The organism is Saccharomonospora sp. CUA-673 (assembly GCF_001942305.1).
Taxonomy (GTDB): domain Bacteria; phylum Actinomycetota; class Actinomycetes; order Mycobacteriales; family Pseudonocardiaceae; genus Prauserella.
The window spans coordinates 1-23,007 of the sequence record NZ_MKKE01000051.1; the positions used below are offsets into that span (position 1 = coordinate 1).

Sequence of the window (23,007 nt, forward strand, 5' to 3'; positions counted from 1 at the left end):
CGCCGGCGTCGCTCACTCATCGTCGTCGAGTCCTCCTGCGCCCATCATCGGGCATCGGACTCTCACAACAACCGGACCACCACCCGGGGATCAGGTCAGTCCCACACGCCGGCCTTCCAGTCGTCGTTGCCGACCGCGTCCGGATTCACCTGCTGCGACTGCACGGAGTTGTTGCTGCCCGGGAACGCCCCGTCGGCGACCCGCATGTCCTCGCCGCCGTTGAGTAGATCGAGCAACGTGTTGGCACTGCCCTGATCCTGTTCCTTCGTACCGTCCACTGCGAACGGATGCTCGAAGTCCCAATGCGCCACGAGGTTGTCCGCGACCGCGTCGCTCACCTCCGACGGCACCGCCGGCTTGACGTCGGTGACCTTCCAGATCTTGCCGTTCGCCTTCGCCAGCAGATACAGCTCACCCTCGGCGTCCGCGCCGAACCGCAGATCGACCCGGCCGTCCCCGACGAAGTCGCTCATCCGCATGCGGTCACCGTCCTCATTGAACAGCTGCACCTCGGTGATCGGCGCCCGCTCGGCACCCCGCTGCATCTCGTCGGTCTCCGTCGACAACACCTCGCCGTTGACCAGGTCTCCGAAGATGTACTTGCCCTGCAACTCCGGATGCGCGTCACCGCGATACACCTGACCGCCCGACAGCGCGTTCCCGCTGTCGGAGTTGCACGGCCAGTTGTACGGCGGATCGTGGTCGTAGGCGGCGACCGGATACTCGTAGCCGTACTTGGCGTCGTCCGGCGGCAACGGGAACAACGCGCACTGTGTATCCGGATCGAACCGGAACGGACCCTCCCGCTCGGGCCATCCGTAGTTGTCGCCCTTCTCGACCTCGTACACCGCCTCGAGCGCGCGCTGTCCGATGTGGCCGAGGTACATCTCGTTGCCGCCCTCGGGATCCCACGCGAACCGGTGCGGATCGCGCATGCCGAGCGCGTAGATCTCCCCGAGCGCGCCCTCCTCGCCGACGAACGGGTTCGACGCCGGGATTCCGTACTGCCCCTTCGGACCGTTGTCCCCCAACGGATCGATGCGGAACAGCTTGCCGCCCGGCTCGCTCAGGTCCAACGGAATATCGCTGTCCAGCGCGATTCCGCCGTCACCGACGGCCATGTACAGCAGGCCGTAGTCCTCGTCGCCCGGTTTCGCCGTGGGGTTGAAGTCGATCTGCTGCACCGCGTGCGTGTAGGTGCCGAAGCCGTAGCGGAAGATTTCGCGGTGCGTACCGGAGAACGTGTTCGCCGACGGGTCGTCGGCCGTCCACTCCGTGACGACGCTCTGCACCACCGAATCCGGCTGGTTCGGGTACGTCGCTCGTGCGCCGCGATGCCCTCCTCGCCGACCGAGTGCACGGTGTAGAACTTGCCGTTGTCGGAGAACTCGGGGTGGAACGTGATGAAGCCCGCGCCCGAGCCCATGCCGCGCCCGGAGAAGAAGTACTCGTCGTGCTCACGCAGGTCGAGGTACTCGTGGTGCCGGCCGTCGTCGAGCAGGTACATCGGTCCGTTCAGGTCGGGAACGTACTGCCGGCCCGAACCGTCCGGCACGTCGCCGATGTAGTTGATCCTGTTGTGCCGCAACAGGCGCGGGTCGTCGGTCGGGGGTGTCGTGTCGGTCTCCGGCAGCTGCGCGTGTTCCGACAGCACGAGTCCCAGCTCGGCCGGCTCGGGATCCTCCAGGATCGGATCGGTGATCGGTTCGTCGCTACCCGGCGGTGCATGCCCCGGCGGAGCGCTGCCAGGAGGAGCGCTGCCCGGTGGAGCGCTGCCGGCCGGGGCGCCGATCGCGGGTGGTGCCACCAGCGATGCCCCGACGACCGCGGCCGCCAGGCCGGCCGCCCACCATTTCCTGTTGCCGCGGAGCCCGAGACCCCTCACGGCGATCACCTCCGTTGGCTCGCCGAAATGTAAGCGCTTTCCGAAAGCGCTTCCCGAGAGCATAGGAGCGCCGATCGCCACCCGCAAGGGTGATGCGTCGATGACCCACGCCTGGACCAGACCTCCGAAGCGGGACCGCAGCGGACGCGGCTACGGCGTCGAATCGCCGCCCTTCGCACCCGAGAGCTGCTCCCGGAGCGCGACGATCTCCGCCTTCAGATCGGCGACCTCGCTGCGCAACTCCTCCGTGCGCGCGATCTCGGCGGCCTCCGACTGCGCCGCCTTCTCCGCGTTCTCCTGCATGCCGCCGAACTTCTCGACGAACCACGACGCGATCGAACCGGTGACCACACCGAGCAGGGCGATCCCGGCGAGCATGAGGCCCGCGGCGATGAGCTTGCCGTTGCCCGTCACCGGCGAGAAGTCGCCGTAGCCGACCGTGGTGATGGTGGTCATCGTCCACCACAGGGCGTCGCCGAAGTTGTGGATCGTGCCGTCCGGGGCATTGCGTTCCGCGTCGAGCACGGCCAACGCCGCCGAGACGCCGATCAGCACGGTCGCCCCGGCCACGTACACGACCACCTGCCCACGCACGCGTGCCTGGAGCCGCCGGTTCATCAGCACCAGCACCATGACCAGGCGCAGCACCCGCAGCTGACGCAGCATCGGCACGGCGATGACCACGAGGTCGAACAGGTTCCGCGCGACGAACCGGCCGCGCCGCCGGGCCAGGCCCAGCCGCACCAGGTAGTCGACGGCGAAGACGACCCACGTGATCCACATCGTGAGGTCGAGGGTCGACCGCAGGCCGGCGGACATGTCCGGCTGCAGGACGATCCAGGCGTAGCCGACGAAGAACAGCACCGACAGGCCGATCAGCGGCCACTCGGTGTGCTGCTCCCAACGGCGCAGACGGGGCTCGTCCGGCTCCGCGTCGGCGGCGGCCGGCCGGGCGGAGGCGGTTTCGGCAGACTGTTCGGCAGACATCGCCGCTCATCATGACGCCTGCCCCGGCGTGGGACACGCGGCCTGGCAGGATCGGGGTGTGACGTCACAACAGCCAGCGGCGAAGCAGTACCCCGCGCCGAACGTGCCCGACCAGCTCTTTCCCGGTGACGACGCGCGCGAGCAGCGTTGGCGGTCACGGTTCCTGGCGCCGCGGGTGTCGGTGCCGAACTGGTCGCTCGACGCGCCCGACGCGAACGTCTACGTCTCCAACGCCAGCGGCGTGTGGGAGATCTACGCGTGGGACCGCGCGACCGGCGAGAGCAGGCAGGTGACCGACCGTCCCAACGGGACGCTGCACGCCACGACGTCGCCGGACGGCGCGTGGATCTGGTGGTTCGACGACACCGACGGCGACGAGTTCGGCTCGTGGGTGCGGCAGCCGTTCGCCGCCGACCACCGGTCCGCCGAGCCGGCCCTGGCCGACGTGCCCGACGGCTACCCCGCCGGGCTCGAGATCGGACACCGGCTCGTCGCGGCCGGCGTGTCCACCGACGAGGGCAGTGCGCTGTACGCCCGCGCCGGCGAGGCGACGACGCGCTTCTACAGCCACGCCGACGACGCGGGCATCGCGGCGTTGTCGCGGGACGAGACGCTGCTGGCCATCGCGCACTCCGAGCACGGCGACTCGCGCCATCCCGCCGTGCGGGTGCTGGCCACCGACGGCTTCGCGACCGTCGCCGACAAGTGGGACGGCGAGGGCAAGGGCCTCGACGCGCTCGAGTTCTCGCCGCGCAGCGGCGACCCGAGGCTGCTGCTCCTGCACGAACGCCGCGGCAAGGAGGAGCTGCTCATCTGGGACGTCGCGGCCGACTCCGAGCACGAGATCAGCCTCGACCTGCCCGGCGAGGTCGCCGCGACGTGGTACCCGGACGCCGACGCGCTGCTGATCGTCCACTTCCACGAGGGCCGCAGCTCGCTGCACCGCTACGACCTCGCCGACGGCGCGCTCACCGCGCTCGAGACCCCGCCCGGACGGATCGGCGGCGCGGGCGTGCGGCCGAACGGCGACGTCGAGTACTCGTGGTCGAGCGCCGCACGGCCGCCGGTCGTGCGGGTGCGCGCCGCCGACGGCGACGACCGCGTGCTGCTGAACCCGCCCGGCGAGCCCGCGCCCGGATCACAGCCGTTGGAGGACGCGTTCGTCGACGGGCCCGGCGGGCGCATCCACGCGCTCGTCGCCCGACCCGAGGGCGCGACCGGGCCGCGGCCGACCGTGTTCAACCTGCACGGCGGACCGCACGCCGCCGACGAGGACCGGTTCTCCGCCTACCGCGCGGTGTGGCTCGACGCCGGATTCGCCGTGGTGGAGGTCAACTACCGTGGTTCGACGGGCTACGGCTCGGCGTGGCGCGACGCCATCGAGGGCCGGCCGGGGCTGACCGAGCTCGAGGACGTCGCGGCCGTGCACGACTGGGCCGTGCGCAACGGCGTCGCCGACCCCGAACGGTGTGTCGTGTCGGGCGCATCGTGGGGCGGGTACCTGACGCTGCTGGCGCTGGGAACGCAGTCCGGCCGGTGGGCGGCGGGCGTCGCGGGCGTGCCGGTCGCCGACTACGTCGCCGCGTACGAGGACGAGATGGAACAGCTGCGCTCGTTCGACCGCGCCCTGTTCGGCGGTTCACCCGAGGACGTGCCCGAGGTGTACCGCGACTGCTCGCCGCTGACCTACATCGACAACGTCGACGTGCCCGTGCTCGTGCTCGCCGGGGACAACGATCCGCGCTGCCCGATCCGGCAGATCGAGAACTACCTCGACCGGCTCGGCGAACGCGGCACCCCGTTCGAGTTCTACCGCTACGACGCCGGCCACGGATCCCTCGTCATCTCCGAGACGCTCCGGCAGACCGCCATCGAGGTCCACTTCGCCATGAAGGCCGTCGGCCTGGCATAACCGTTAGAAGCTCCCAAGGGCCCATCGAACGCAGCCGCGCGGCAGGCGGGCCCTTGGGAGCATTCGGGCTCAGTGTTGTTGGGCCTGCCACATCCAGTGCTGCTTCTCGAGTTCGGCAGCGATCTCGATGAGCAGGTCCTGGGTGACGAGGTCGGCCTTGTCGGTCTCGTCGATACGCGTGCGCAGGCGCTCGATCAGCTCGGCGAGGATCGACACGATCGCGTCGACCGTGGCCTTCGTGTCCTGCCAGTTGCCCGGGAACTCGGTCAGTCCGGTCGTCTCGGCGACGGTCTTGGCCTTGCCGTTCGGCGATACGCCGATCGCATTGGCTCGTTCGGCCACCGAGTCCGTGTAGGTGCGCGCGGTGGTCACGAGCTCGTCGAGCTGCAGGTGGACGCTGCGGAAATGCGGGCCGACCACGTTCCAGTGCGCCTGTTTGCCAGTGAGCGACAGGTCGATCAGGTCGACGAGCGTGTTCTGCAGCACCTTCGCCGTGATGTCCTTGTCGCTGGCCTTCAACGGGCTGTTGATCGGCGACGTCGCCATCTCTACCTCCTGCGTCGGGTCATCGCACGGGTTTCCCCTGGGGAGTAACCGACGGCCGCGGAGGCGAAACGCAGAACCTCAGTGGCGGCGGGCGAACTCGGCCACCTGGGTGCCGATGATCCGCAGGTTCCGCTCGACCTTCTGGTCGGAGACGCCGCCCTCGGCGTCGAACTTGACCTCCGCCGAGTTGACCGAGCCGCCGAGCGGGCTGGGCCAGCCGCGCAGCGCGTGCGTGATCGTGCGCAGTTGCTCCAACGTCGTGACGGCGGCCTGCCACCCGTAGGCGACGCCGATCAGTCCGACGGCGCGCCCGTCGAGGTAGGGACGTTCGTCGGTGCGCAGGTCCTCGATGTGGTCGAGGGCGTTCTTGACCAGGCCGGACAGCCCGCCGTGGTAGCCGGGGGACACGACGATGATGCCGTCGGCGCTGCGCACGGCCTCGACGAGCGCCCGTGCCTCCGACGTGCGTTCGATCGAGGAGGCGTCGTAGAACGGCAGGTTCAGGGCGGGGCCGCACAGGGCGGACGTCTCGGCGCCCGCCTCCGCCGCCGCGGCGAGCGCGACGTGCAGTGCGCGTTCGGATTGCGAACCGTCGCGCAGCGAACCACCGATACCGAGCACCTTGACCGCACCTGAAGAAGTCACCCCTCGAGGCTAAGGGTTCGAGCATGGTCGAGGTCCAGTCCGGGCGCCGCGGACACGAGATCGATCACATCTCGCCGACGGGCCTACTGGTTAGTAGCCTCAGGGTGCGTTCCGTGCGGGAAGTCAGAGTCGACAGGAGGCACCACCGATGGCGATTCCGGTCCAGATCCGAGTCCAGGCAGCGGCGATGAAGGCGATCTACGCTCTACCGCGGCCGTTGCGGCGATTGATCGCGGGCGCGAGATCGAGCGCGACGGCCAGCGACTGGCCCTCGACGCGCAGCTGCTGTTGCGCATGCAGCAGCTGTCCGGCACGTCGCTGGTGGATTCCGCCGACCCCGCGCAGGCACGGAAGGCCTTCAACGCCGCGCGGTACCTGGTGAGCGGGGAAACGATCCAACCGGTGTCCGCGCGCGACCTGATGATCCCCGCCGGTCACGGCGACATCCCCGCACGCCTCTACACGCCGCGCGGCGTGGCGGCGGCGTTGCCGCTGCTTGTCTACTACCACGGCGGCGGCTTCGTGCTGGGCTCGCTCGACAGCCACGACAACACCGCGCGCTTCCTGGCCAAGCACGCGGGGGTGCGCGTGCTGTCGGTCGACTACCGGATGGCGCCGGAGCACCCGTTCCCGGCGGCGCAGGAGGACGCGCTCGCCGCGTTCGACTTCGCCCACGCCAAGGCCTCGGACCTCGGCGTCGACCCGGACCGGATCGCCGTCGGCGGCGACAGCGCGGGCGGCAACCTGGCCGCGGTCACGGCGTTGGCGACGAAGCGGCGCGGCGGCCCGACACCGGCGTTCCAGCTGCTCATCTACCCGGCGACCGACAGCACGGTGCGCCGGCGTTCGCGCGAACTGTTCGGACACGGCTTCTTCCTGAGCGACGCCGACATGGAGTGGTTCATCGGGCAGTACGCGCCCACCGGGGTCGACCGGTCGAATCCACTGCTGTCGCCGCTGGTCGCCGACGACCACGCCGGTCTTCCGCCTGCGTACGTCGTGACGGCCGGGTTCGACCCGCTGCGCGACGAGGGCGAGGCGTACGCCGACCGGCTCGCCGAGGCCGGCGTTCCGGTCGCGCTGAGCAGGCAGGAGGACCTCATCCACGGGTTCGCCAACATGCTCGGCCTCGGTACCCGCTTCCGCGAGGCGACCGCGGAGGCCGCAGGCGCCCTCCGCGTGGGCCTGGCCCGCGACCCCCGATCGGCGTAACAAAGAAGTGCTCCCGTGGGCCCCATGGTCGCGGTCAACGCAACTATGCCACGGGAGCTTTCACCCTGCGGCGGGCGGGCTAGGGCGTCACGGCAGGTCCGGGGCGGGCACCGGCGCCTCCGGCACCTCCGGGACCGGGGCCTCCGGCACGTCCGGGACCGGCACGTCCGGCACGGCGCCGCCGCCGAGCAGACCGTCGAGCAGGCCGCCGACCGTCGCGAGCAGCGACTGGAGCAAGCCGTTGACCATCGTCAACGGGTCGGGCAGTTCCGGCAGCTGCCGGGCCTCGGCGCTCATCGCGTAGGTCTGCGGCTTCGCGCTCGGGTCCGCGAGGACCTCCTGCACCTGCTGGTTCTGCGCCAAGGCGTCCTTCGCCTCGGTCACGTGCGCACGTTCGGTGTCGGCGGTGGTGAGCTTGTCGAGCACCGGGGTCATCGAGTCGAGGGCGCGTTCCGTGCCCTGGACGTCACCCGAGTACGCCTTGGTCGCCAGCTGGTCGCGCAGGTCGAGCAGCTGGTGCGCAGCCGACTGCGTGGCGACTGAGCCGTTGCCCTCGTCGGTGAGGGACGAGGCTGCCGCGATCCCCGACGTCGAGACGGCGATCGCCGCTCCCGTCAGCACCGCGGCCATCGTGCGAGCGAATCCGGACTTCATGTCTGCCAACCTCCTGGCGTGGAAGAGCAACGAACACGTCAAGCCGTACCAACCGGCCCCGGTGCACACCGGCTGCAATCCCCCGATTCCGTGGCGTGATCGGTCTACCGTGAGTACTCCATGCGACCACCGACGCTGCGCCATTCGGACCACGATGCACTCGTTCGCCGGCCGAACAAGTACCGAGACGAGCGATCCGGCAGTCACGATGCGATCGGAGCGTCCACCACACACGCCTTATCCGTCCCTCGAAGTAGCAGATGGCTCCGTTCACCCGCGCGTTCACCCACCGGCGCGTCACCCGCGGAGCCGGTGCGTGATGTGTCCGAAAAAAGTTGCACGCCCGTACCGGGATGCGGTTACGTCGACGTGTGTCGTTGATGGCGTACCTGCACGTACTGCGCATTCCCCGCATGGCCACCTCGACGTTCGTGGCCATGCTCGCCCGCCTGCCGATGACCGCCACCGGCGTCACGTTGACGCTGCACGTGGTCAGCGAACTCGGACACGGCTACGGCGCCGCCGGCCTGGTCGGCACCGCGACGACGGCGGGCACGGCCACAGCCGCACCGCTGCTGGGCCGCATGATCGACCGATACGGCCTGCGGCCCGTCGTGGCCGTGTGCGGAACGGTGTCGGCGGCCTTCTGGATCAGCGCCCCGCACCTGCCGTATCTCGTGCTGCTGATCGCCGCATTCCCCGCGGGCGCGCTGCTGATCCCGGCCGGCCCGATCGCCCGTCAGGTCATCGCCGCGCTCGTGCCCATGGGGCAGCGTCGCACCGCCTACTCCCTCGACTCGGTGCTCGTCGAGCTGACGTTCATGACCGGTCCGGCGCTGGGCATCCTGATCAGCACGCAGGTCTCGTCCACGGCCGCGTTGACGGGTATCGGCGCCCTGTTCGGCGTCTGCGCGTGCGCGCTGTACGTGGTGAACCCTCCGGTGCGGACGTCGGAGGAGACCGGACGGGACCGCGCACGGCAGCGCCCGAAGGTACGTACGTGGCTGGGCCGCCCCATGCTCGCGACGTTGTTCGTCGCGACGGGCGCCCTGTTCGTCCTGGTCGGCGCGGAACTCGCGGCGCTGGCCGCGTTGCGCGAGTCCGGTGAGGTCAGCTGGACGGGCGTGGTCATCGCCGTCATGTGCGTGGCGTCGCTGATCGGCGGCATGGTGCACGGCGTCGCGCGCCGCTCGGCCGGTCAGCTGCCGCTGATGGTGGCGCTGGCCGTGCTGACGATCCCCGTGGCGTTGGTGCACGAGCGTGGTGGCTGTTGGCGCTCGTGCTGATCCCGTCGAACCTCGTGTGCGCGCCGACGCTCGCGGCGACGACGGAGAAGGTGTCGCGGTTGGCCCCGCCGGTGGTGCGCGGCGAGGCGATGGGCGTGCAGGACTCGGCCACGCGCATCGGACTGGCGCTCGGCAGCCCGGCGGTCGGCTTCGTCATGGACCACACGTCACCGGGCATGGGATTCGTCGCGGCCGGCGTCGGAGGTTTGGCGTTCGCGGCGGTCGGCGCGCTGCTGCACACCGACCGCCGCGGACGGACTGGAACGCCGCCGGCCGAGGTCCCCACCGCGGAGGCCCGGCCGTAGGGAGGCCGGGCCCTACAGGCAGGCCTGGCGGAGTTCCTCGAGGTTGTTCAGGTTCCGCTGCACCCACTGGTTGAAGTCGCCCAGCCGGTCGACGCGTCGCTGTTCCATCTCGACGTACCCGTCGGCGAGGGCCGTCAGGTTCTGCTTGACGTCCTGATCGGCCACGTCGGAGGCGAGGTCACGCAGTTGCTGCGCCTTCTCGCCCGCCTCCGCCTGGACCTTCTCCGGGTCGACGTTCGGGTTGAGGTCGACGATGCCCAGCGCCTGACCGCACACGCTCGCCTTGTCCGCGGCCCCGGTGACGTCCTCGTGCATCTCGGCGGCCTCGGAGCAGCCGGCGAGCACCATCATTCCCACTGCGGCGACCGGCACCGCTCTTCTCCACATGAGCGAGCAACTTACCGCCGCGGCGGTCAGTTGCCGAGGCGGTCGGCCACCAATTCCGCGATCTGCACGGCGTTGAGCGCGGCGCCCTTGCGCAGGTTGTCACCGGCGAGGAACAGCGCGAGTCCGCGTCCGTCCGGAACGCCCGAATCGGTGCGGATCCGGCCGACGAGGCTCAGGTCCTTGCCCGCGGCATCCAGCGGGGTGGGCACGTCGGCGAGCTGGACGCCGGGCGCACCGGCGAGCAGTTCGCGGGCGCGCTCGGGCGACAGAGCCGCGGCGAACTCGGCGTTCACCGAGATCGAGTGGCCCGTGAACACCGGAACGCGCACGCAGGTGCCCGACACCGCGAGGCCCGGGATGTCGAGGATCTTGCGGCTCTCGTTGCGGAGCTTCTGTTCCTCGTCGGTCTCGGCGGTGCCGTCGTCCACAACGGACCCGGCCATGGCCAGGACGTTGTAGGCGATCGGCGCGACGTACTTGTTCGGCGCGGGGAACTCGACGGCCGCGCCGTCGTGCGTCAGTTCCTTCGCCCGCGTGCCCGCGGCCTCGACCTGCCCGGCCAGTTCCTCGACGCCGGCGAGCCCGCTGCCCGACACCGCCTGGTAGGTGCTGGCGATCAGGCGGGTCAGGCCGGCCTCGTCGTGCAACGGCTTGAGCACGGGCATGGCGGCCATCGTCGTGCAGTTGGGGTTGGCGATGATCCCCTTCTTCGCGTCGGCGATCGCGTCCGGGTTGACCTCGCTGACCACCAGCGGGACGTCCGGGTCGAGCCGGTACGCGGACGAGTTGTCGATCACCGTCACGCCCGCCTCGGCGAACCGCGGCGCCTGCGCCTTCGACGTCGAACCGCCCGCCGAGAACAGCGCGATGTCCAAACCGGACGGATCGGCCGTCGCGGCGTCCTCGATGACGATGTCCTTGCCGCCCCACGACAACGTCGAGCCGGCCGACCGGGCCGAGGCGAACAGGCGCAGCTGCGAGATCGGGAACTTCCGGTCCTCGAGCAGCTGGCGCATCACTCCGCCGACCTGGCCGGTGGCACCGACCACGCCGACGCGCAGACCCTCCGACATCAGCGACCACTCCCCGCGTACACGACGGCCTCTTCGTCGCCGCCCAGTTCGAATGCCTCGTGGATCGCACGCACCGCGTCGTCGACGTGCTCGTCGCGGATCAGCACGGAGATGCGGATCTCCGAGGTGTTGATGATCTCGATGTTGACGCCGACCTGGGCCAGCGCCTCGCAGAACGACGCCGTGACGCCGGGGTGCGAACGCATGCCCGCGCCCACGAGCGACACCTTGCCGACGGCGTCGTCGTAGTGCACCGCCGAGAACCCGATGTCGGTCTTGAGCGCCTCGAGAGCGCGCACGGCGTCGGGGCCGTTGGCCTTCGACAGCGTGAACGTGATGTCGGTGCGGCCCTCGGTGTTGGACACGTTCTGCAGCACCATGTCGATGTCGATCTCGGCGTCCGCGACCGTGCGGAAGATGCGGCCCGCGGCGCCCGCATGGTCGGGGACCCCGGTGACCGTGATCTTCGCTTCGGAGCGGTCGTGCGCCACACCGGTGATCAACGCCTGTTCCACGGGGATCTCCTCAATCGAACCGGCCACCGTCGTGCCCGGTTTGTCGCTGTAGGACGAGCGGACCCGGATCGGCACGCCGTATCGCCTGGCGTACTCGACCGAGCGCAGGTGCAGGATCTTCGAGCCGCTGGCCGCGAGCTCGAGCATCTCCTCGTACGGCACCGTGTCGAGCTTGCGGGCGTCGGGCACGATCCGCGGGTCTGCGGTGTAGACACCGTCCACATCGGAATAGATCTCGCAGGCGTCGGCTTCGAGAGCCGCCGCGAGCGCGACCGCCGTGGTGTCCGAACCGCCACGGCCGAGGGTGGTGATGTCCTTGGTGTCCTGTGCAACGCCCTGGAAACCCGCGACCAGCGCGATGTAGCCCTGGTCGAGAGCCTCGGTCACGCGCCCCGGCGTGACGTCGATGATGCGGGCGTTGCCGTGCACGGACGTCGTCACGACGCCCGCCTGCGAGCCGGTGAACGACCACGCCTCGGCGCCCTGCGCCGAGATCGCCATCGCGACAAGCGCGTTCGAGATCCGCTCGCCCGCGGTCAGCAGCATGTCCATCTCGCGCTCGGGCGGGACGGGAGCCACCTGCTCCGCGAGGTCGAGCAGCTCGTCGGTCGTGTCCCCCATCGCGGAGCACACGACGACCACCTCGTTGCCTGCCTTCTTCGTGGCAACGATGCGCTCGGCGACACGCTTGATCCGGTCTGCGCTCTCCAGCGACGAACCGCCGTACTTCTGGACTACGAGCGCCACTTTGGCCGAACCTCCTCGAGGGAGCGGCGCCCGCTTCGCAGCCTGGTCGCTAGGGGCGCACGCTCCGTATCGTCGGGGTTAAGACTACCGGTCGTTCACACGGATGCCATCCGGCTTTGTGACTCCCGGCACGCGAGTCTAGCTGCTGGTTTCCGCCTTCCGGAGCCGCGAATCGGTTGCCGAGCAAGCGGAAACGTCCACCCGGCACCGTGCTCCGGACGACCGTCCGCGATGCCCTGGACCACGCGATGCAATGAGTGACGTCACAGTCGCGGTACACTCGGCGCCGGATCGCAGCAGTGCGTCCGCCGGCGAGCGGCGGGCGAGCAGAAAGGAGGTGGGTCCGGATGGACGAGAGTCCGAGTAGTCGCGGCGTCGTTCGCGCCCCGGGTGCCTGCCTCAGCGGTTCGTACTTCCTGCGCTGAGGTCCTTCTCGCGCGTACGGCGTCCCAGCTTTTCGATTCACCACGGCACCCGGCTGCCCTTCCCAGCCTGTTCACCGCCTCGCCCCGCCCTGTCCGCGCGGTGCGCGGTGCAGGTCCACGCGCCGTGAGGAGCCCGCTGCCATGAACGCTGCCCTGAAGAACCTGATCGACACCGAGGCCACCACCGACCTGCGCGACCTTCTCGCCGACACCCCCACCGTCACGATCGCCGAGGAACTGGCCCACCTCGACCCGACCGAGCGGGCCGTGGCGTTCCGGCTGCTGAACAAGGACGAGGCCGTCGAGGTCTTCGACGCGCTGGACCCCGAGCACCAGGCCACGCTGTTGGACGGCCTACGGGAGGACCGGGTGCGCGAACTGGTCGAGGCCATGGCCGCCGACGACCGGGCCCGGCTCTTCGACGAGATGCCGGCGAAGGTCGCCGCCCGCCTCCAGCAGGGCCTGTCCCGCGAGCAACGGCAGGCCACGGCCACCTTGCTCGGCTACCCGGCGGGTTCGGCCGGCCGGATCATGCTGCCAGTCACCACCACGTTGGACGCCCACCTGTCCCGCGAGGAGGCGCTGGCCCGGCTCAGCGGCCGCAGCGACCGGGGCGGCGAACTGGCCGTGCTGCCCGTGACCGACGGAACGCGCCGGCTGATCGGCACCGTCACGCTCACCGACCTGGCCACCGCGCCGGCCGGGGCGCGCGTGGACGAGTTGTTGGCCCGCGACCTCTACCAGGTCAGCGCCCACGACGACCGCGAGACGGCGGCCAGGCTCGTGCAGGAGGCCGATCTGCTCGCCCTGCCCGTCGTGGACGGCGAGCACCGGCTGCTCGGGGTGATCACGGTCGACGACGCCATGGAGGTGCTCGAGGCCGAGGTCACCGAGGACGCCTACCGCACCGGCGGCGCCGAGCCGATCAACGTGCCGTACCTGTCGGCCACCGTCTTCCACCTCGCGCGCACGCGCGCCGTGTGGCTGCTGGTGCTCATCCTCGCCGCGGTGATGACGGTGAACGTCCTGGAGTACTTCGAGACCACGCTCGAGTCGATGGTGACGTTGGCGCTGTTCATCCCGCTGCTCATCGACACCGGTGGCAACGCGGGCTCGCAGGCGGCGACCGCCGTCATCCGCGCGTTGGCGGTGGGCGAGGTGCGGGTGCGCGATCTGCCGCGGATCCTGTGGCGCGAGGCCAGGGTCGGGTTGGCACTGGGGCTGTTGCTGGCCGGCGTCGGCTTCCCGATCGCGGCGTTCTTCTACGGGTTCGAGTTCGGGGCGATCATCGCGGTCACGCTGTTGGCGATCTGCCTGTGGGCCTCGAGCGTCGGCGGTGTCCTGCCGCTGGTCGCCCACAAGCTGCGGATCGACCCGGCCGTGTTCTCCGCACCCGTGGTGACGACGCTGGTGGACGCCAGCGGACTGATCCTGTACTTCCTCGTCGCCGGAGCCGTCCTCGGCCTGTGAGGCGTTCGCGGTGGCGGCGCCGGAGGTGGTTAGGTATCGCACGGTGGCCACCGGTGCGCACAGGAGGAATGCATGGTCGACGAGCACGCCGCACGCGGAGCGGGACTGCACGAGCTGATCGCCGGCCGGTGGAGCCCGCGCCTGTTCGACCCGGCGCACGAGGTCACCGACGAGCAGCTCCGCAGGCTGCTCGAGGCGGCCCGCTGGGCGCCGTCGTTCGGCAACACGCAACCGGCGCGGTTCGTCGCCGGCCTGCGCGGGGACGACACGTACGAGCGGGCGCTGGCGGCGGTGTCCGAACGCAACCAGGCGTGGGCCCACCGCGCCGGCGCGCTCGTGGTGACTCTCGCGGTGCGGCGCAACGAGAAGGGCGACGTGCCCTACGCCGAGTACGGCGCGGGGCTCGCCGCCGAGAACCTCGTGCTGCAGGCCGTGGCCGAGGGGCTCGCCGCGCACCAGATGGCGGGCTTCGACGCCGAGCAGGTACGCAGCGCGTTCGCCGTGCCCGACGACGTCACCCCCATGGTCGTCGTCGCCGTCGGCAAGCAGGCCGACCCGGAGTCCCTCAGCGGCATCTCGGAGCGCGACGCCGACCGCGAACGCGCCCCGAGCACCCGTCTTCCCCTGTCCGACATCGCCTTCACCGGTACCTGGGGCCGCGGGCTGTAGACACTCAGGGAGTGCCGGGCCAGCGGATCGTGTTCGGGGGTTGGTGGAACCCGCGCACGTACCGCGCCTCGGTCGGGTCGTGCGGGACGAACTCCAGCGACGAACCGTCCGGCCACGTCACCAGGTGCTTGCCCAGGTGGACCTCGGGCCGGTCGTGGCGCCCGGCCTCCCAGACCACCTGTGGTTCCGGGGCGTCGGCCGGATCGAGGAACGTAGGCCCGGTGTCGACCACGGCGGCCCGCGACGGCGTCAACGCCAGCCACGCTCCACGCGCCTCGCCGATCGCGTCGGCGGCAGGCAGCGCCAACGCCCCCGCCGGTCCACGCACCTGCACCGGCCGGTCGAACGGACCGACCCGCCCGCCGCCACCGGCGGCGACGTACGCGGCGACCCGCAGTCCGGCCCCGGCGAGCCTGCCGAGTCCGCGCCAGATCGCCGTCCCGTACTGACCGCCGACGACCGTGCCGTCGACGCGCCGACCCTCGACGTCGAAGCCCATCCGACTGTCGCTGAGGCGCACCGCGAGCACCGGCTCACGACCGCGCGCCGCCATCACGGCCTCGACCCGCTCGCGGAATCCGGGCCGCACCGTGGCGTTGTGACTGACGTCGTCGGCACGCGCCTGACCGGCGGCCAACCGGCGCCCGGCCTCGCGGCGCCCCTCCGCGGCTCCGCTCAGATGTCCAGATTCCCCCGCGTCTGCTCCGGCGTCCAACCCCCGCCGATCTCGCTCTTGTTCAGCCACGGTTCCTCCTGCTCGGGAGTGGCGGCGTCGAACAGCTCGGACCCGGCGGTCGTACCGGCCGCGATGCCGGCCTTCGACGCCAAGCCCGTCGCCAGCGTTGCCGCGTCGCCGCCGAACAACGTGGTTGCCACTCGCGCACTGGGTTTGAAGCCTTCCGCAGCCTTGCCCACGCCGAATTCGCCCAACGCGAACTTCCGCTCTCCCGGCATCAGGCCCACTCGGAACTTCCTCGTGAGGGTCTCCATCTGCCCCGACATCCTCACCAGGAAGCCCATGAACTTGTCGATGAGCTGGCCGAATTTGCCGAGGTGCTTGGTCACCTTCGTCATCGCCGACGCGGCCTTGGCGATCGACGCGGTCATCGCCGCGGCGACCGACCCGCCGAAGCTGATCACCGATGCGGCCAGCGCAGGCAGCCACAGCGTGATCATCCACGACACCAGCTCACTGAGGATCGCCTTGATGACCTCCTCGATGACCTGCATGACCATCGACCACATCTGCAGCACCTCGCCACCGAGCCGGCGGCCGAGCCGATCCCACGGATGCCCGACGAGAAGTCGCCGAGCGCTTCCTTCGCCGCATTGCCGGCCTCGTCGACCCACTCGGCCAGCGCCTCGTCACCCTTGCCCTCGAAGTCCTCGGCGAGCGCGACGAATCCGTGCGCGATGGTCGAGAAGTTGTCGGCGGCGTGGCCGAGCGACGGTCCGTCGCCGGTGACGTAGTGCAGCGCGTCCTGCAGCGGCTGGACCAGTTCGAGCAGCATGTCCAGGCCATTGCTGACGAGCCAGCCGATCGGGTCCATCGCGAAGGTGACCATGTCGCCCGTGGCCGAGGCGACGAAGCCCGCCCCGTCACCGATCAGCCCCAGAGCCGCGCCACCGACGTCCCCGGCTCCCTCGGCCTGGGCCAGCTCTTGGGCGTGCCCGGTGATCGACTTGCCGGTGTTGTACACAGTCCCGATCACCGGTGCGCCGCTCGCCGCACGGTCGAGGTTGGCCGTGAAGCTCTTGTCGTAGGCCTCGACGTCGAGCGAGTCCGCGATGCTGTCCTCGGCCATCAGACCTGACCCCCGCGGCGGTCGTCGACGGCGTCGATCTCGGCCTCGTGCTGGCCGAACGTGACGACCCCGGCATCCTCCATGCCCTGGTACATCTCGGCGGCCGTCTGCATCTTCGAGATGAACCCGTCGACGCCGTCCTTCATCGCATCCAGCAGCGAGCGCAGCTCCTCGAGGCGCTCGGTGTAGCCCTGCTTGGCCCAGATTCCGACGACGCCCCAGGCCTCGTCGGTGACGTCGGCGGTGTCGACGAGGTCCTTGAACTTCTCCGCCTCGTCCTCGTAGTGGGGCAGGATGCGGGAGTAACCCCGGATCGCCTCGATATTGGTCTCGATACCCACAGGTTCCGTCTCCCCAGTCGAACAGATGTGTTCGCCCAGTATCGCCGAGCACACCCGACAAAGGGAGAGTTCCGGGCTTTTCGCCGCAAACCCGCAATCTGGGCGCGGCCGCGAAGACAGGACGGCCCGGGCTCCGGGGTGTCGGAACTCCGGAGCCGGGGCCGCGTCGAGATCAGGCTTGCGTCAGGCTCCGCCACCGACGCGGCGGATCACCTTGGACAGGATCGACGACACGACGAGCCAGAAGATCGCCGCGATGCCGAAGTTGATCAGCACGGTGAGTTTCGGGTCGTCCGGCTGGAACAGGTCGTGGAATCCGAGGGCGAGACCCTCCGAGCGCTCGGCCGCCCACGCGACGATGCTGTTGTCGGGGTTCGCGTCGCCGATGACGAAGATGATGTGGCCGACGAGGATCAGCGCAAAGAGGAGCCCGACCCACCGGACGATGCCGGCGAGCAACCCCACGACACGGCCGCGCATCGCGGCCCAGTCGACCGACGGCTCGCTCTTCTCGGCACGCCTCGACCCTCGTCCACCGGTCTGCTCAGGCTTCGGCGCACCTGCCGCGCCCGCCTCGTTCGTCTCGGTGGGGACCGACGGCTGATGCACTCCGGCTGCCTCGGAATCGACGCTGCCACCCGCGCTACCCTGCGCGTTCTTCTCCGTGTGCTCACCCATACCGGCAGTCTGACACGTCACATGGTCAATTGCTACGTGCCAGTAACCTGCACGAACTCCGCGCCGTAACATTTCGGTGTCGAGCCCCGCCCTCGCCAGCCGGCGCGCGCTTGGGTTAGCCTCGAGCTCGTGGCACGTGCACTTCTGCTTCGCCGCCGCGACGGGGCCTGATCGGACCGGCTCCCCGTCGCGGGGTTTCCTCGTGCCGGTCTGAGACCGAGCCTTTCGAGAAACAGCGAGCAGGAGCGACACCCTCATGAGCACGCCCGAGAGCGGCATCTCTCAGACCACTCCGTCCCCCAACGGCATCCGCACCCCCTCCCGCCGGGCACCGGCCGAGCAGAAGGTCTGGAATCCCCAGCGCGGTTCGTCGATGCCGTACCACCGTTACCAGCCGTGGTTCCGCCTGGTGGAGGACATCCAGCTGCCCGACCGCACGTGGCCCGATCAGCGCATCGACCGCGCGCCGCTGTGGTGCGCCGTCGACCTGCGCGACGGCAACCAGGCACTGATCGACCCGATGTCCCCGGCCCGTAAGCGCAAGTTCTTCGACATGCTCGTGCGGATGGGCTACAAGGAGATCGAGGTCGGTTTCCCCGCGGCGAGCCAGACCGACTTCGACTTCGTCCGCGAGATCATCACCGACGGCGCGATTCCCGACGACGTACGCATCCAGGTGTTGACGCAGTGCCGGCCCGAGCTGATCGAGCGCACCTTCCAGTCGCTCGAGGGCGCGCCGCAGGCGATCGTGCACATCTACAACTCGACGTCGATCGTGCAGCGCCGCGTCGTGTTCCGCGAGGAGCGCGAGGGCATCAAGAAGATCGCGTTGCAGGGTGCGGAGCTGGCCGCGGAGTACGCGGCGAAGTACTCCGACACCGACTTCCGGTTCCAGTACTCGCCGGAGTCGTTCACGGGCACGGAACTGTCGTACGCGGCGGAGGTGTGCAACGCGGTCGCCGACATCTGGCAGCCGACGCCGGAACGTCCGGTGATCATGAACCTGCCCGCGACGGTCGAGATGGCGACGCCGAACGTCTACGCCGATTCGATCGAGTGGATGGGCCGCAACCTGGACAAGCGCGACTCGATCATCCTGTCGCTGCACCCGCACAACGACCGCGGCACGGGCATCGCCGCCGCGGAGCTGGGCTACCAGGCCGGCGCGGACCGCATCGAGGGCTGCCTGTTCGGCAACGGTGAGCGCACCGGCAACGTCGACCTGGTCGCGTTGGGCATGAACCTGTTCAGCCAGGGCATCGACCCGCAGATCGACTTCTCCGACCTGGAGGACATCAAGCGGACCGTCGAGTACTGCAACCAGCTGCGGGTGCACGAGCGCAGCCCGTGGGGCGGCGACCTGGTGTTCACGGCGTTCTCCGGCAGCCACCAGGACGCGATCAACAAGGGTTTCGACGCGTTGCGAGCCGCGGCCGAGAAGGCCGGCACCCCGGTCGACGAGTTCCCGTGGGAGGTTCCGTACCTGCCGATCGACCCGAAGGACGTGGGCCGCACGTACGAGGCGGTCATCCGCGTCAACTCGCAGTCCGGCAAGGGCGGTATCGCCTACATCATGAAGAGCGAGCACCAGTTGGATCTGCCGCGCCGGCTGCAGATCGAGTTCTCGCAGGTGGTGCAGCACTACACGGATTCCGAGGGCGGCGAGGTCGACCCGGAGACGATGTGGACGGCGTTCTCCCGCGAGTACCTGGAGGCCGCGGCGCCGCTGAAGTTGGAGAGCGCGCACGCCTACGCCACCGCCGAGGGTTACGACGTGACGGCGTCGGTGCTGGTCGACGGCGACGAGCGGGAGATCTCCGGGCGGGGCAACGGTCCGATCGCGGCGTTCTTCGACGCGCTGTCGACGTTGGGCTACGACCTGCGACTCATGGACTACAGCGAGCACACGATGTCGCCGGGCGACGATTCGCGTGCCGCGTCGTACATCGAGTGCGGTATCGGCGACAAGATCTACTGGGGCGTGGGCATCGACCCGTCGATCGTGACGTCGTCGCTGCGCGCCGTGGTGTCGGCGATCAACCGGGCGCACCGCTGATCGTGTTCCGTTCGACCATCCGCGTCGCCAGGTCGACGTAGTGGTCGCGCACGTCGGCGGGTTCGACGATGCGCACCTCGGGTCCGAACGGCAGTAGTTGACCGGCCGCGATCCGCGGTTCCTCCAGTGCGAGCGTGACGTCGGTCCAGCCGTCGGCGCCTTCGTCCGCGGTGGCGAGGGCGTCGGCGGCGACCTCGGCGTCGAGGGCGCGCGGCAGGATGCGCATGCCGACGGGGCTGAGGCGCACCCGCACGTCGCAGCGCCGCACGGATCGTTCGAATCGTGCCGATGATCGTTGCCACCAGCCTGCGAGGTCGAAGTCGGCGGGCCGGTCGAACGGTTCGCCCGGGTCGTCGACGTTGCCGATCCTGCCTACGCGGTAGGTGCGGGTGTCGTCGGTGCCGGTCACGCGGGCGACGAGGTACCAGACGCCGGCTTTGAGTACGAGTCCGAGCGGTTCGACGGTGCGGGTGACGTTGGTGTCGCCGCGCCGGTAGTCGATGCGCACGCGCCGTTGGTGCCACACGGCCGCGGCCAGTTCGCCGAGCACGCCGTCGTTGTCATCGCTGTTGTCACTGTTGCCTTTGTTGTCGCTGAACCAGGTGGGTGCGTCGAGGTGGAAGCGTTGGGCGACGTGTTGGGCTTGGTCGCGTAGTGGGGTGGGCAGGGTTGCGGTGACTTTGGCGTGGGCGGCGGCGACGGCGTTGCCGAGGCCGAGTTCGGCGAGTGCGCGGGGGACGCCCATGGCGAAGATGGCGACGGCTTCGCGGGTGGTGAGGCCGTCGAGTCGCTGCGCCAGCCCTCGACGAGGCGGACGCCGCCGTGGCGGCCGGGTTCTGTCCACAGTGGTACGCCGACGTTCTGCAGCGCGGCGATGTCGCGGTGCATGGTGCGTTCGGAGACGTCGAGTGCGGCGGCGAGTTCGGCGACGGTCGCCGCTTGGCGACGTTGCAGGGTGAACAGGAGCGCCACGAGGCGTTCGGCTCGCATGGGGTGCATTGTGCGCCGGTCGTTGCCGGTGCGCAGGGATTACCGGTAGCCGGTGGCGTCGGCGGGTTTGCCGGGTTGTTCGATGTCGGCGATGTAGCGCCACGCGTCGGGCCGGCTGCCGTCGACGTCGTCGATGTCGTAGATCTGGGCGAGGTGGCCGCTGGACAGTGTCTGTCCGGCGAAGCGGTTCTTGTCGGGGTCGGCGGCGAGGGCGGCGACGGTGCGGCCGGTGTAGGTGGGCGTTTCGGAGATGCAGAAGTGCGGCACGGTGGTGAGTGCGTCGCGCCAGTTGGCTTCGGTGACGCCGTAGTGGTCGAGCATCGCTTCGGAGCGGAGCCAGCCGGGTGTGACGGCGACGGCGGTGCTGCCGTGCGGCGCCAGTTGGTGTGCTTGGCCGATGGCAAGGTGGTGTACGGCGGCTTTGGCGACGTAGAACCCGAGTGACGTGCCCTCGCGGTACGCCGCGTTGTGTTCGGCTGTCCCGTCGGTCATTTCGACGACGAGTCCGCCGGGTCGCCGGATCATCAGGCCGAGCAGATGATGGCTGGTGATCATGTGCGCGTCGATGCCCAGCCGGATCATGCGCAGCGCGTCGTCGAGCGGCTGTTCCCACACGGGCGTGTCCCAGCCGATGTAGTTGTCGCCGCCCCACAGCCCGTTGACCAGGATGTCGATCCGCCCGCGTTCGGCGTCGATCCGCGCGGCCAGTTCCCCCACCTGTTCCCGGTCGAGGTGATCGACGCGGATCGCCGTGCCCTGCCCACCCGCCTCGACGACGAGCTCGACCGTCCCCTCGATCGTCTCCGGCCGGTCCACTTCGGACCGCGTCGCACCCGAGCTGCGCCCGGTGACGTACACGTATGCGCCGCGGCGGGCCAGTTCCACGGCGATGGCGCGGCTGGCCCCGCGGGTCCCGCCGGCGACGACGGCCGTCCGTCCTGTCAGTGTGTCCATAGGTCCAGGCTGGCGGTGAACCCTGTCAGGACGCGGCATGGTTTCGTGGCCGGTTCGAATGTGGGTCCGTGCGTGCGGTTCAGAAGGGCGGCGGTTCGTCCGGATCCGACAACCGGGGTTCGAGGACGGTTTCGCGCTTGTCGGTGTAGGTGGCGCCGAGGGGTGTGGTGATCGAGGATGTGCCGTGGGTGGGGTCGTAGGTGTGGATCCAGCCGGGTGCGTTCTTGAGTCGGTGGTGTTTGCGGCAGCGTGGTGCGGCGTTGGCCGTCGATGTTGAGCCGTGGTCTTTGGCCCACTGTTTCTGGTGGTCGAAGTCGCAGTGCCGAGCGGGCCGTCGACACCAGGGGACGATGCACATCCGGTCGCGGACCTGCACGAGCTTGCGGATCGTCGAGTTCGGGCGATACGAGGTGCGGCCGAGGTCAACGGGGTTGCCGGTGGCGGGGTCGCAGAGGACTTTGCGCCAGATGGACTTGGGGTTGGTCATGATCTCCCGGGCGTACGCGGCGGGGACGGGGCCGATGCCGTCGATGGAAGCTCCGGCTTCGGACATGGAGAGTGCGGTGTCGATCGGCATGTGCAGGTAGACCATCGCCGCCGACTGCGGCACGGCCACGCCGGGATCGTTGCCCAGCAGCAGGTCGGCGAACACGTCAGCACGAAGCTGGTCGAGATTCCGCGACGAGTCGCAGACCCGAAGCTTGCGAGCCATCGCATCCACCCGCGCGTACGCGGCCGAGGCAACATCGGACGGAAGATCGGCCGCCAACCGCGACTGCGCACAGACCCCGTGATCCAAAGTCACCTTCCGACCTTCGTGAGCCATTCGAGCGGCAGCGGTCTCGGCGCCGGGATCGACCTGCTTGACGATCTGCGACGCATGCCAAGCCATATTCCGAGGCTGCCACGCAGTAATCGACAGCCGAGAAAGCTTCTCCTCCAGCAGCCGATCAACCTCAAGCGCATCAGAATCAGAAACCGGAGCAACCACATTCAGCACCCGCTCAGCGCAATACCGATCCACCTGACCATCCCGCATAGCAGCCAGCAGCCGAGGCATCCGATAAGTCAAAGCAAGCGCGGTATGAATCCGATCCAACACGCCCTGCGGCGACAGTCGAAGCTCAGGCGCCAACGCCTCAGCCAACGACCGCCGCTCCACCGAATCCGACGACGCACCGTCATCGAGCGAAGCAAGAAACCCCACCTCAGCAGCATCAGCCCGAGCCCGCAGCGCAAGAACCCCGCGAGCCCGACGAACAACCATCTCAACACCTGTCACGCAACCAATGATACCGAACAACTGATCGAGCACCACCACCCACAAGCATGACAAAGAATCACCACGCAAAGTAACCCCACCACTGCCACCCCAAATACCGCCACCGCCGAAGCGAAGCAAGGCAACCCCGCCAACCACCCCAGACCCCACACACAAATCCGCCCCAGCGAAGTGTCATCCCGT

20 protein-coding genes and 3 pseudogenes are annotated in these 23,007 nt (G+C 69.5%); 6 read left to right on the plus strand and 17 right to left on the minus strand.

The window, feature by feature from the left end:
• Positions 1-95 precede the first annotated feature (95 nt).
• The 3 genes from BJF85_RS30565 to BJF85_RS20180 all read right to left on the minus strand — a co-directional run bounded on the left by BJF85_RS30565 (position 96) and on the right by BJF85_RS20180 (position 2,872).
• Positions 96-1,184 carry a sorbosone dehydrogenase family protein gene (locus BJF85_RS30565; protein ID WP_255375807.1) on the minus strand — a complete coding sequence of 363 codons (1,089 nt, stop codon included), beginning with the start codon at positions 1,182-1,184 and terminating at the stop codon, positions 96-98.
• On the minus strand, positions 1,067-1,885 hold the full coding sequence (locus BJF85_RS30570; protein WP_255375808.1) for a hypothetical protein: 819 nt from the start codon (positions 1,883-1,885) through the stop codon (positions 1,067-1,069). The genes BJF85_RS30565 and BJF85_RS30570 overlap by 118 nt, the downstream gene beginning before the upstream one ends.
• 150 nt (positions 1,886-2,035) lie before the next feature.
• Complete coding sequence (locus BJF85_RS20180) at positions 2,036-2,872, minus strand: ion channel (RefSeq protein WP_083666571.1); 837 nt, start codon at positions 2,870-2,872, stop codon at positions 2,036-2,038.
• Positions 2,873-2,930: 58 nt separating this feature from the next.
• Between BJF85_RS20180 and BJF85_RS20185 the strand changes: the two genes are divergently transcribed.
• Positions 2,931-4,784, plus strand: coding sequence for a prolyl oligopeptidase family serine peptidase (locus tag BJF85_RS20185; RefSeq protein WP_075849650.1), 1,854 nt, complete (start codon positions 2,931-2,933; stop codon positions 4,782-4,784).
• Between the two features lie 69 nt (positions 4,785-4,853).
• Here BJF85_RS20185 and BJF85_RS20190 read toward each other — a convergent pair whose 3' ends face one another.
• Entirely contained in the window at positions 4,854-5,330 is a 477-nt protein-coding gene (locus BJF85_RS20190; RefSeq protein ID WP_075849651.1) for a Dps family protein, read from the minus strand.
• 78 nt (positions 5,331-5,408) lie between these two features.
• The gene (locus BJF85_RS20195) at positions 5,409-5,975 is read right to left on the minus strand and encodes an NADPH-dependent FMN reductase (protein WP_075849652.1); all 567 of its coding nucleotides are present in this window, start codon (positions 5,973-5,975) and stop codon (positions 5,409-5,411) included.
• Between the two features lie 148 nt (positions 5,976-6,123).
• Between BJF85_RS20195 and BJF85_RS20200 the strand changes: the two are divergent.
• Positions 6,124-7,187: pseudogene (locus BJF85_RS20200) on the plus strand (alpha/beta hydrolase).
• A gap of 87 nt (positions 7,188-7,274) precedes the next feature.
• Here the strand turns inward: BJF85_RS20200 and BJF85_RS28140 are convergent.
• Positions 7,275-7,841, minus strand: coding sequence for a hypothetical protein (locus tag BJF85_RS28140; RefSeq protein ID WP_075849653.1), 567 nt, complete (start codon positions 7,839-7,841; stop codon positions 7,275-7,277).
• 371 nt (positions 7,842-8,212) lie between these two features.
• Between BJF85_RS28140 and BJF85_RS20210 the strand changes: the two are divergent.
• Positions 8,213-9,432, plus strand: a pseudogene (locus tag BJF85_RS20210) (MFS transporter).
• A gap of 12 nt (positions 9,433-9,444) precedes the next feature.
• Here the strand turns inward: BJF85_RS20210 and BJF85_RS20215 are convergent.
• Genes BJF85_RS20215 through BJF85_RS20225 form a run of 3 tightly spaced genes read right to left on the minus strand, consistent with a single transcriptional unit; the run spans position 9,445 to position 12,154 of the window.
• On the minus strand, positions 9,445-9,804 hold the full coding sequence (locus BJF85_RS20215) for a hypothetical protein (RefSeq protein WP_369822244.1): 360 nt from the start codon (positions 9,802-9,804) through the stop codon (positions 9,445-9,447).
• A 41-nt stretch (positions 9,805-9,845) separates the two neighbouring features.
• On the minus strand, positions 9,846-10,892 hold the full coding sequence (locus tag BJF85_RS20220) for an aspartate-semialdehyde dehydrogenase (protein ID WP_075849655.1): 1,047 nt from the start codon (positions 10,890-10,892) through the stop codon (positions 9,846-9,848).
• Positions 10,892-12,154, minus strand: coding sequence for an aspartate kinase (locus tag BJF85_RS20225; protein WP_075849656.1), 1,263 nt, complete (start codon positions 12,152-12,154; stop codon positions 10,892-10,894). Before BJF85_RS20225 ends, BJF85_RS20220 begins: the two co-directional genes overlap by 1 nt.
• A 566-nt stretch (positions 12,155-12,720) precedes the next feature.
• Here BJF85_RS20225 and mgtE point away from each other — a divergent pair.
• Both mgtE and BJF85_RS20235 read left to right on the plus strand, forming a co-directional pair.
• Positions 12,721-14,049, plus strand: coding sequence for a magnesium transporter (gene mgtE / locus BJF85_RS20230; protein WP_075849657.1), 1,329 nt, complete (start codon positions 12,721-12,723; stop codon positions 14,047-14,049).
• Positions 14,050-14,121: 72 nt separating this feature from the next.
• Positions 14,122-14,718, plus strand: a complete 597-nt coding sequence (locus BJF85_RS20235) for a nitroreductase family protein (RefSeq protein WP_075849658.1) — start codon at positions 14,122-14,124, stop codon at positions 14,716-14,718.
• Positions 14,719-14,722: 4 nt separating this feature from the next.
• Here the strand turns inward: BJF85_RS20235 and BJF85_RS20240 are convergent, their stop codons facing one another.
• From BJF85_RS20240 to BJF85_RS20255, 5 genes are all read right to left on the minus strand, one after another.
• Complete coding sequence (locus BJF85_RS20240; RefSeq protein ID WP_255375809.1) at positions 14,723-15,433, minus strand: hypothetical protein; 711 nt, start codon at positions 15,431-15,433, stop codon at positions 14,723-14,725.
• Positions 15,394-15,963, minus strand: a complete 570-nt coding sequence (locus BJF85_RS30575) for a hypothetical protein (RefSeq protein WP_255375810.1) — start codon at positions 15,961-15,963, stop codon at positions 15,394-15,396. The genes BJF85_RS20240 and BJF85_RS30575 overlap by 40 nt, the downstream gene beginning before the upstream one ends.
• Positions 15,891-16,523: a hypothetical protein gene (locus tag BJF85_RS30580; protein WP_255375811.1), complete on the minus strand. Its 633-nt coding sequence runs from the start codon at positions 16,521-16,523 to the stop codon at positions 15,891-15,893. Before BJF85_RS30580 ends, BJF85_RS30575 begins: the two co-directional genes overlap by 73 nt.
• On the minus strand, positions 16,523-16,864 hold the full coding sequence (locus BJF85_RS20250; RefSeq protein ID WP_075849660.1) for a hypothetical protein: 342 nt from the start codon (positions 16,862-16,864) through the stop codon (positions 16,523-16,525). The genes BJF85_RS30580 and BJF85_RS20250 overlap by 1 nt, the downstream gene beginning before the upstream one ends.
• Before the next feature lie 183 nt (positions 16,865-17,047).
• Positions 17,048-17,542, minus strand: coding sequence for a hypothetical protein (locus BJF85_RS20255; protein WP_139320748.1), 495 nt, complete (start codon positions 17,540-17,542; stop codon positions 17,048-17,050).
• A 256-nt stretch (positions 17,543-17,798) separates the two neighbouring features.
• Here BJF85_RS20255 and leuA point away from each other — a divergent pair, with 256 nt between their 5' ends.
• Positions 17,799-19,598 (plus strand): 2-isopropylmalate synthase, encoded by a 1,800-nt coding sequence (leuA, locus tag BJF85_RS20260; RefSeq protein ID WP_075849661.1) that lies wholly within the window; start codon positions 17,799-17,801, stop codon positions 19,596-19,598.
• Here leuA and BJF85_RS20265 read toward each other — a convergent pair.
• From BJF85_RS20265 to BJF85_RS20275, 3 genes and pseudogenes are all read right to left on the minus strand, one after another.
• Positions 19,579-20,588: pseudogene (locus tag BJF85_RS20265) on the minus strand (helix-turn-helix transcriptional regulator). The gene leuA and the pseudogene BJF85_RS20265 overlap by 20 nt on opposite strands.
• 39 nt (positions 20,589-20,627) lie before the next feature.
• Entirely contained in the window at positions 20,628-21,542 is a 915-nt protein-coding gene (locus BJF85_RS20270) for an SDR family oxidoreductase (protein WP_075849662.1), read from the minus strand.
• 79 nt (positions 21,543-21,621) lie between these two features.
• Entirely contained in the window at positions 21,622-22,944 is a 1,323-nt protein-coding gene (locus BJF85_RS20275) for an HNH endonuclease signature motif containing protein (protein WP_139320749.1), read from the minus strand.
• Positions 22,945-23,007: the final 63 nt, after the last annotated feature.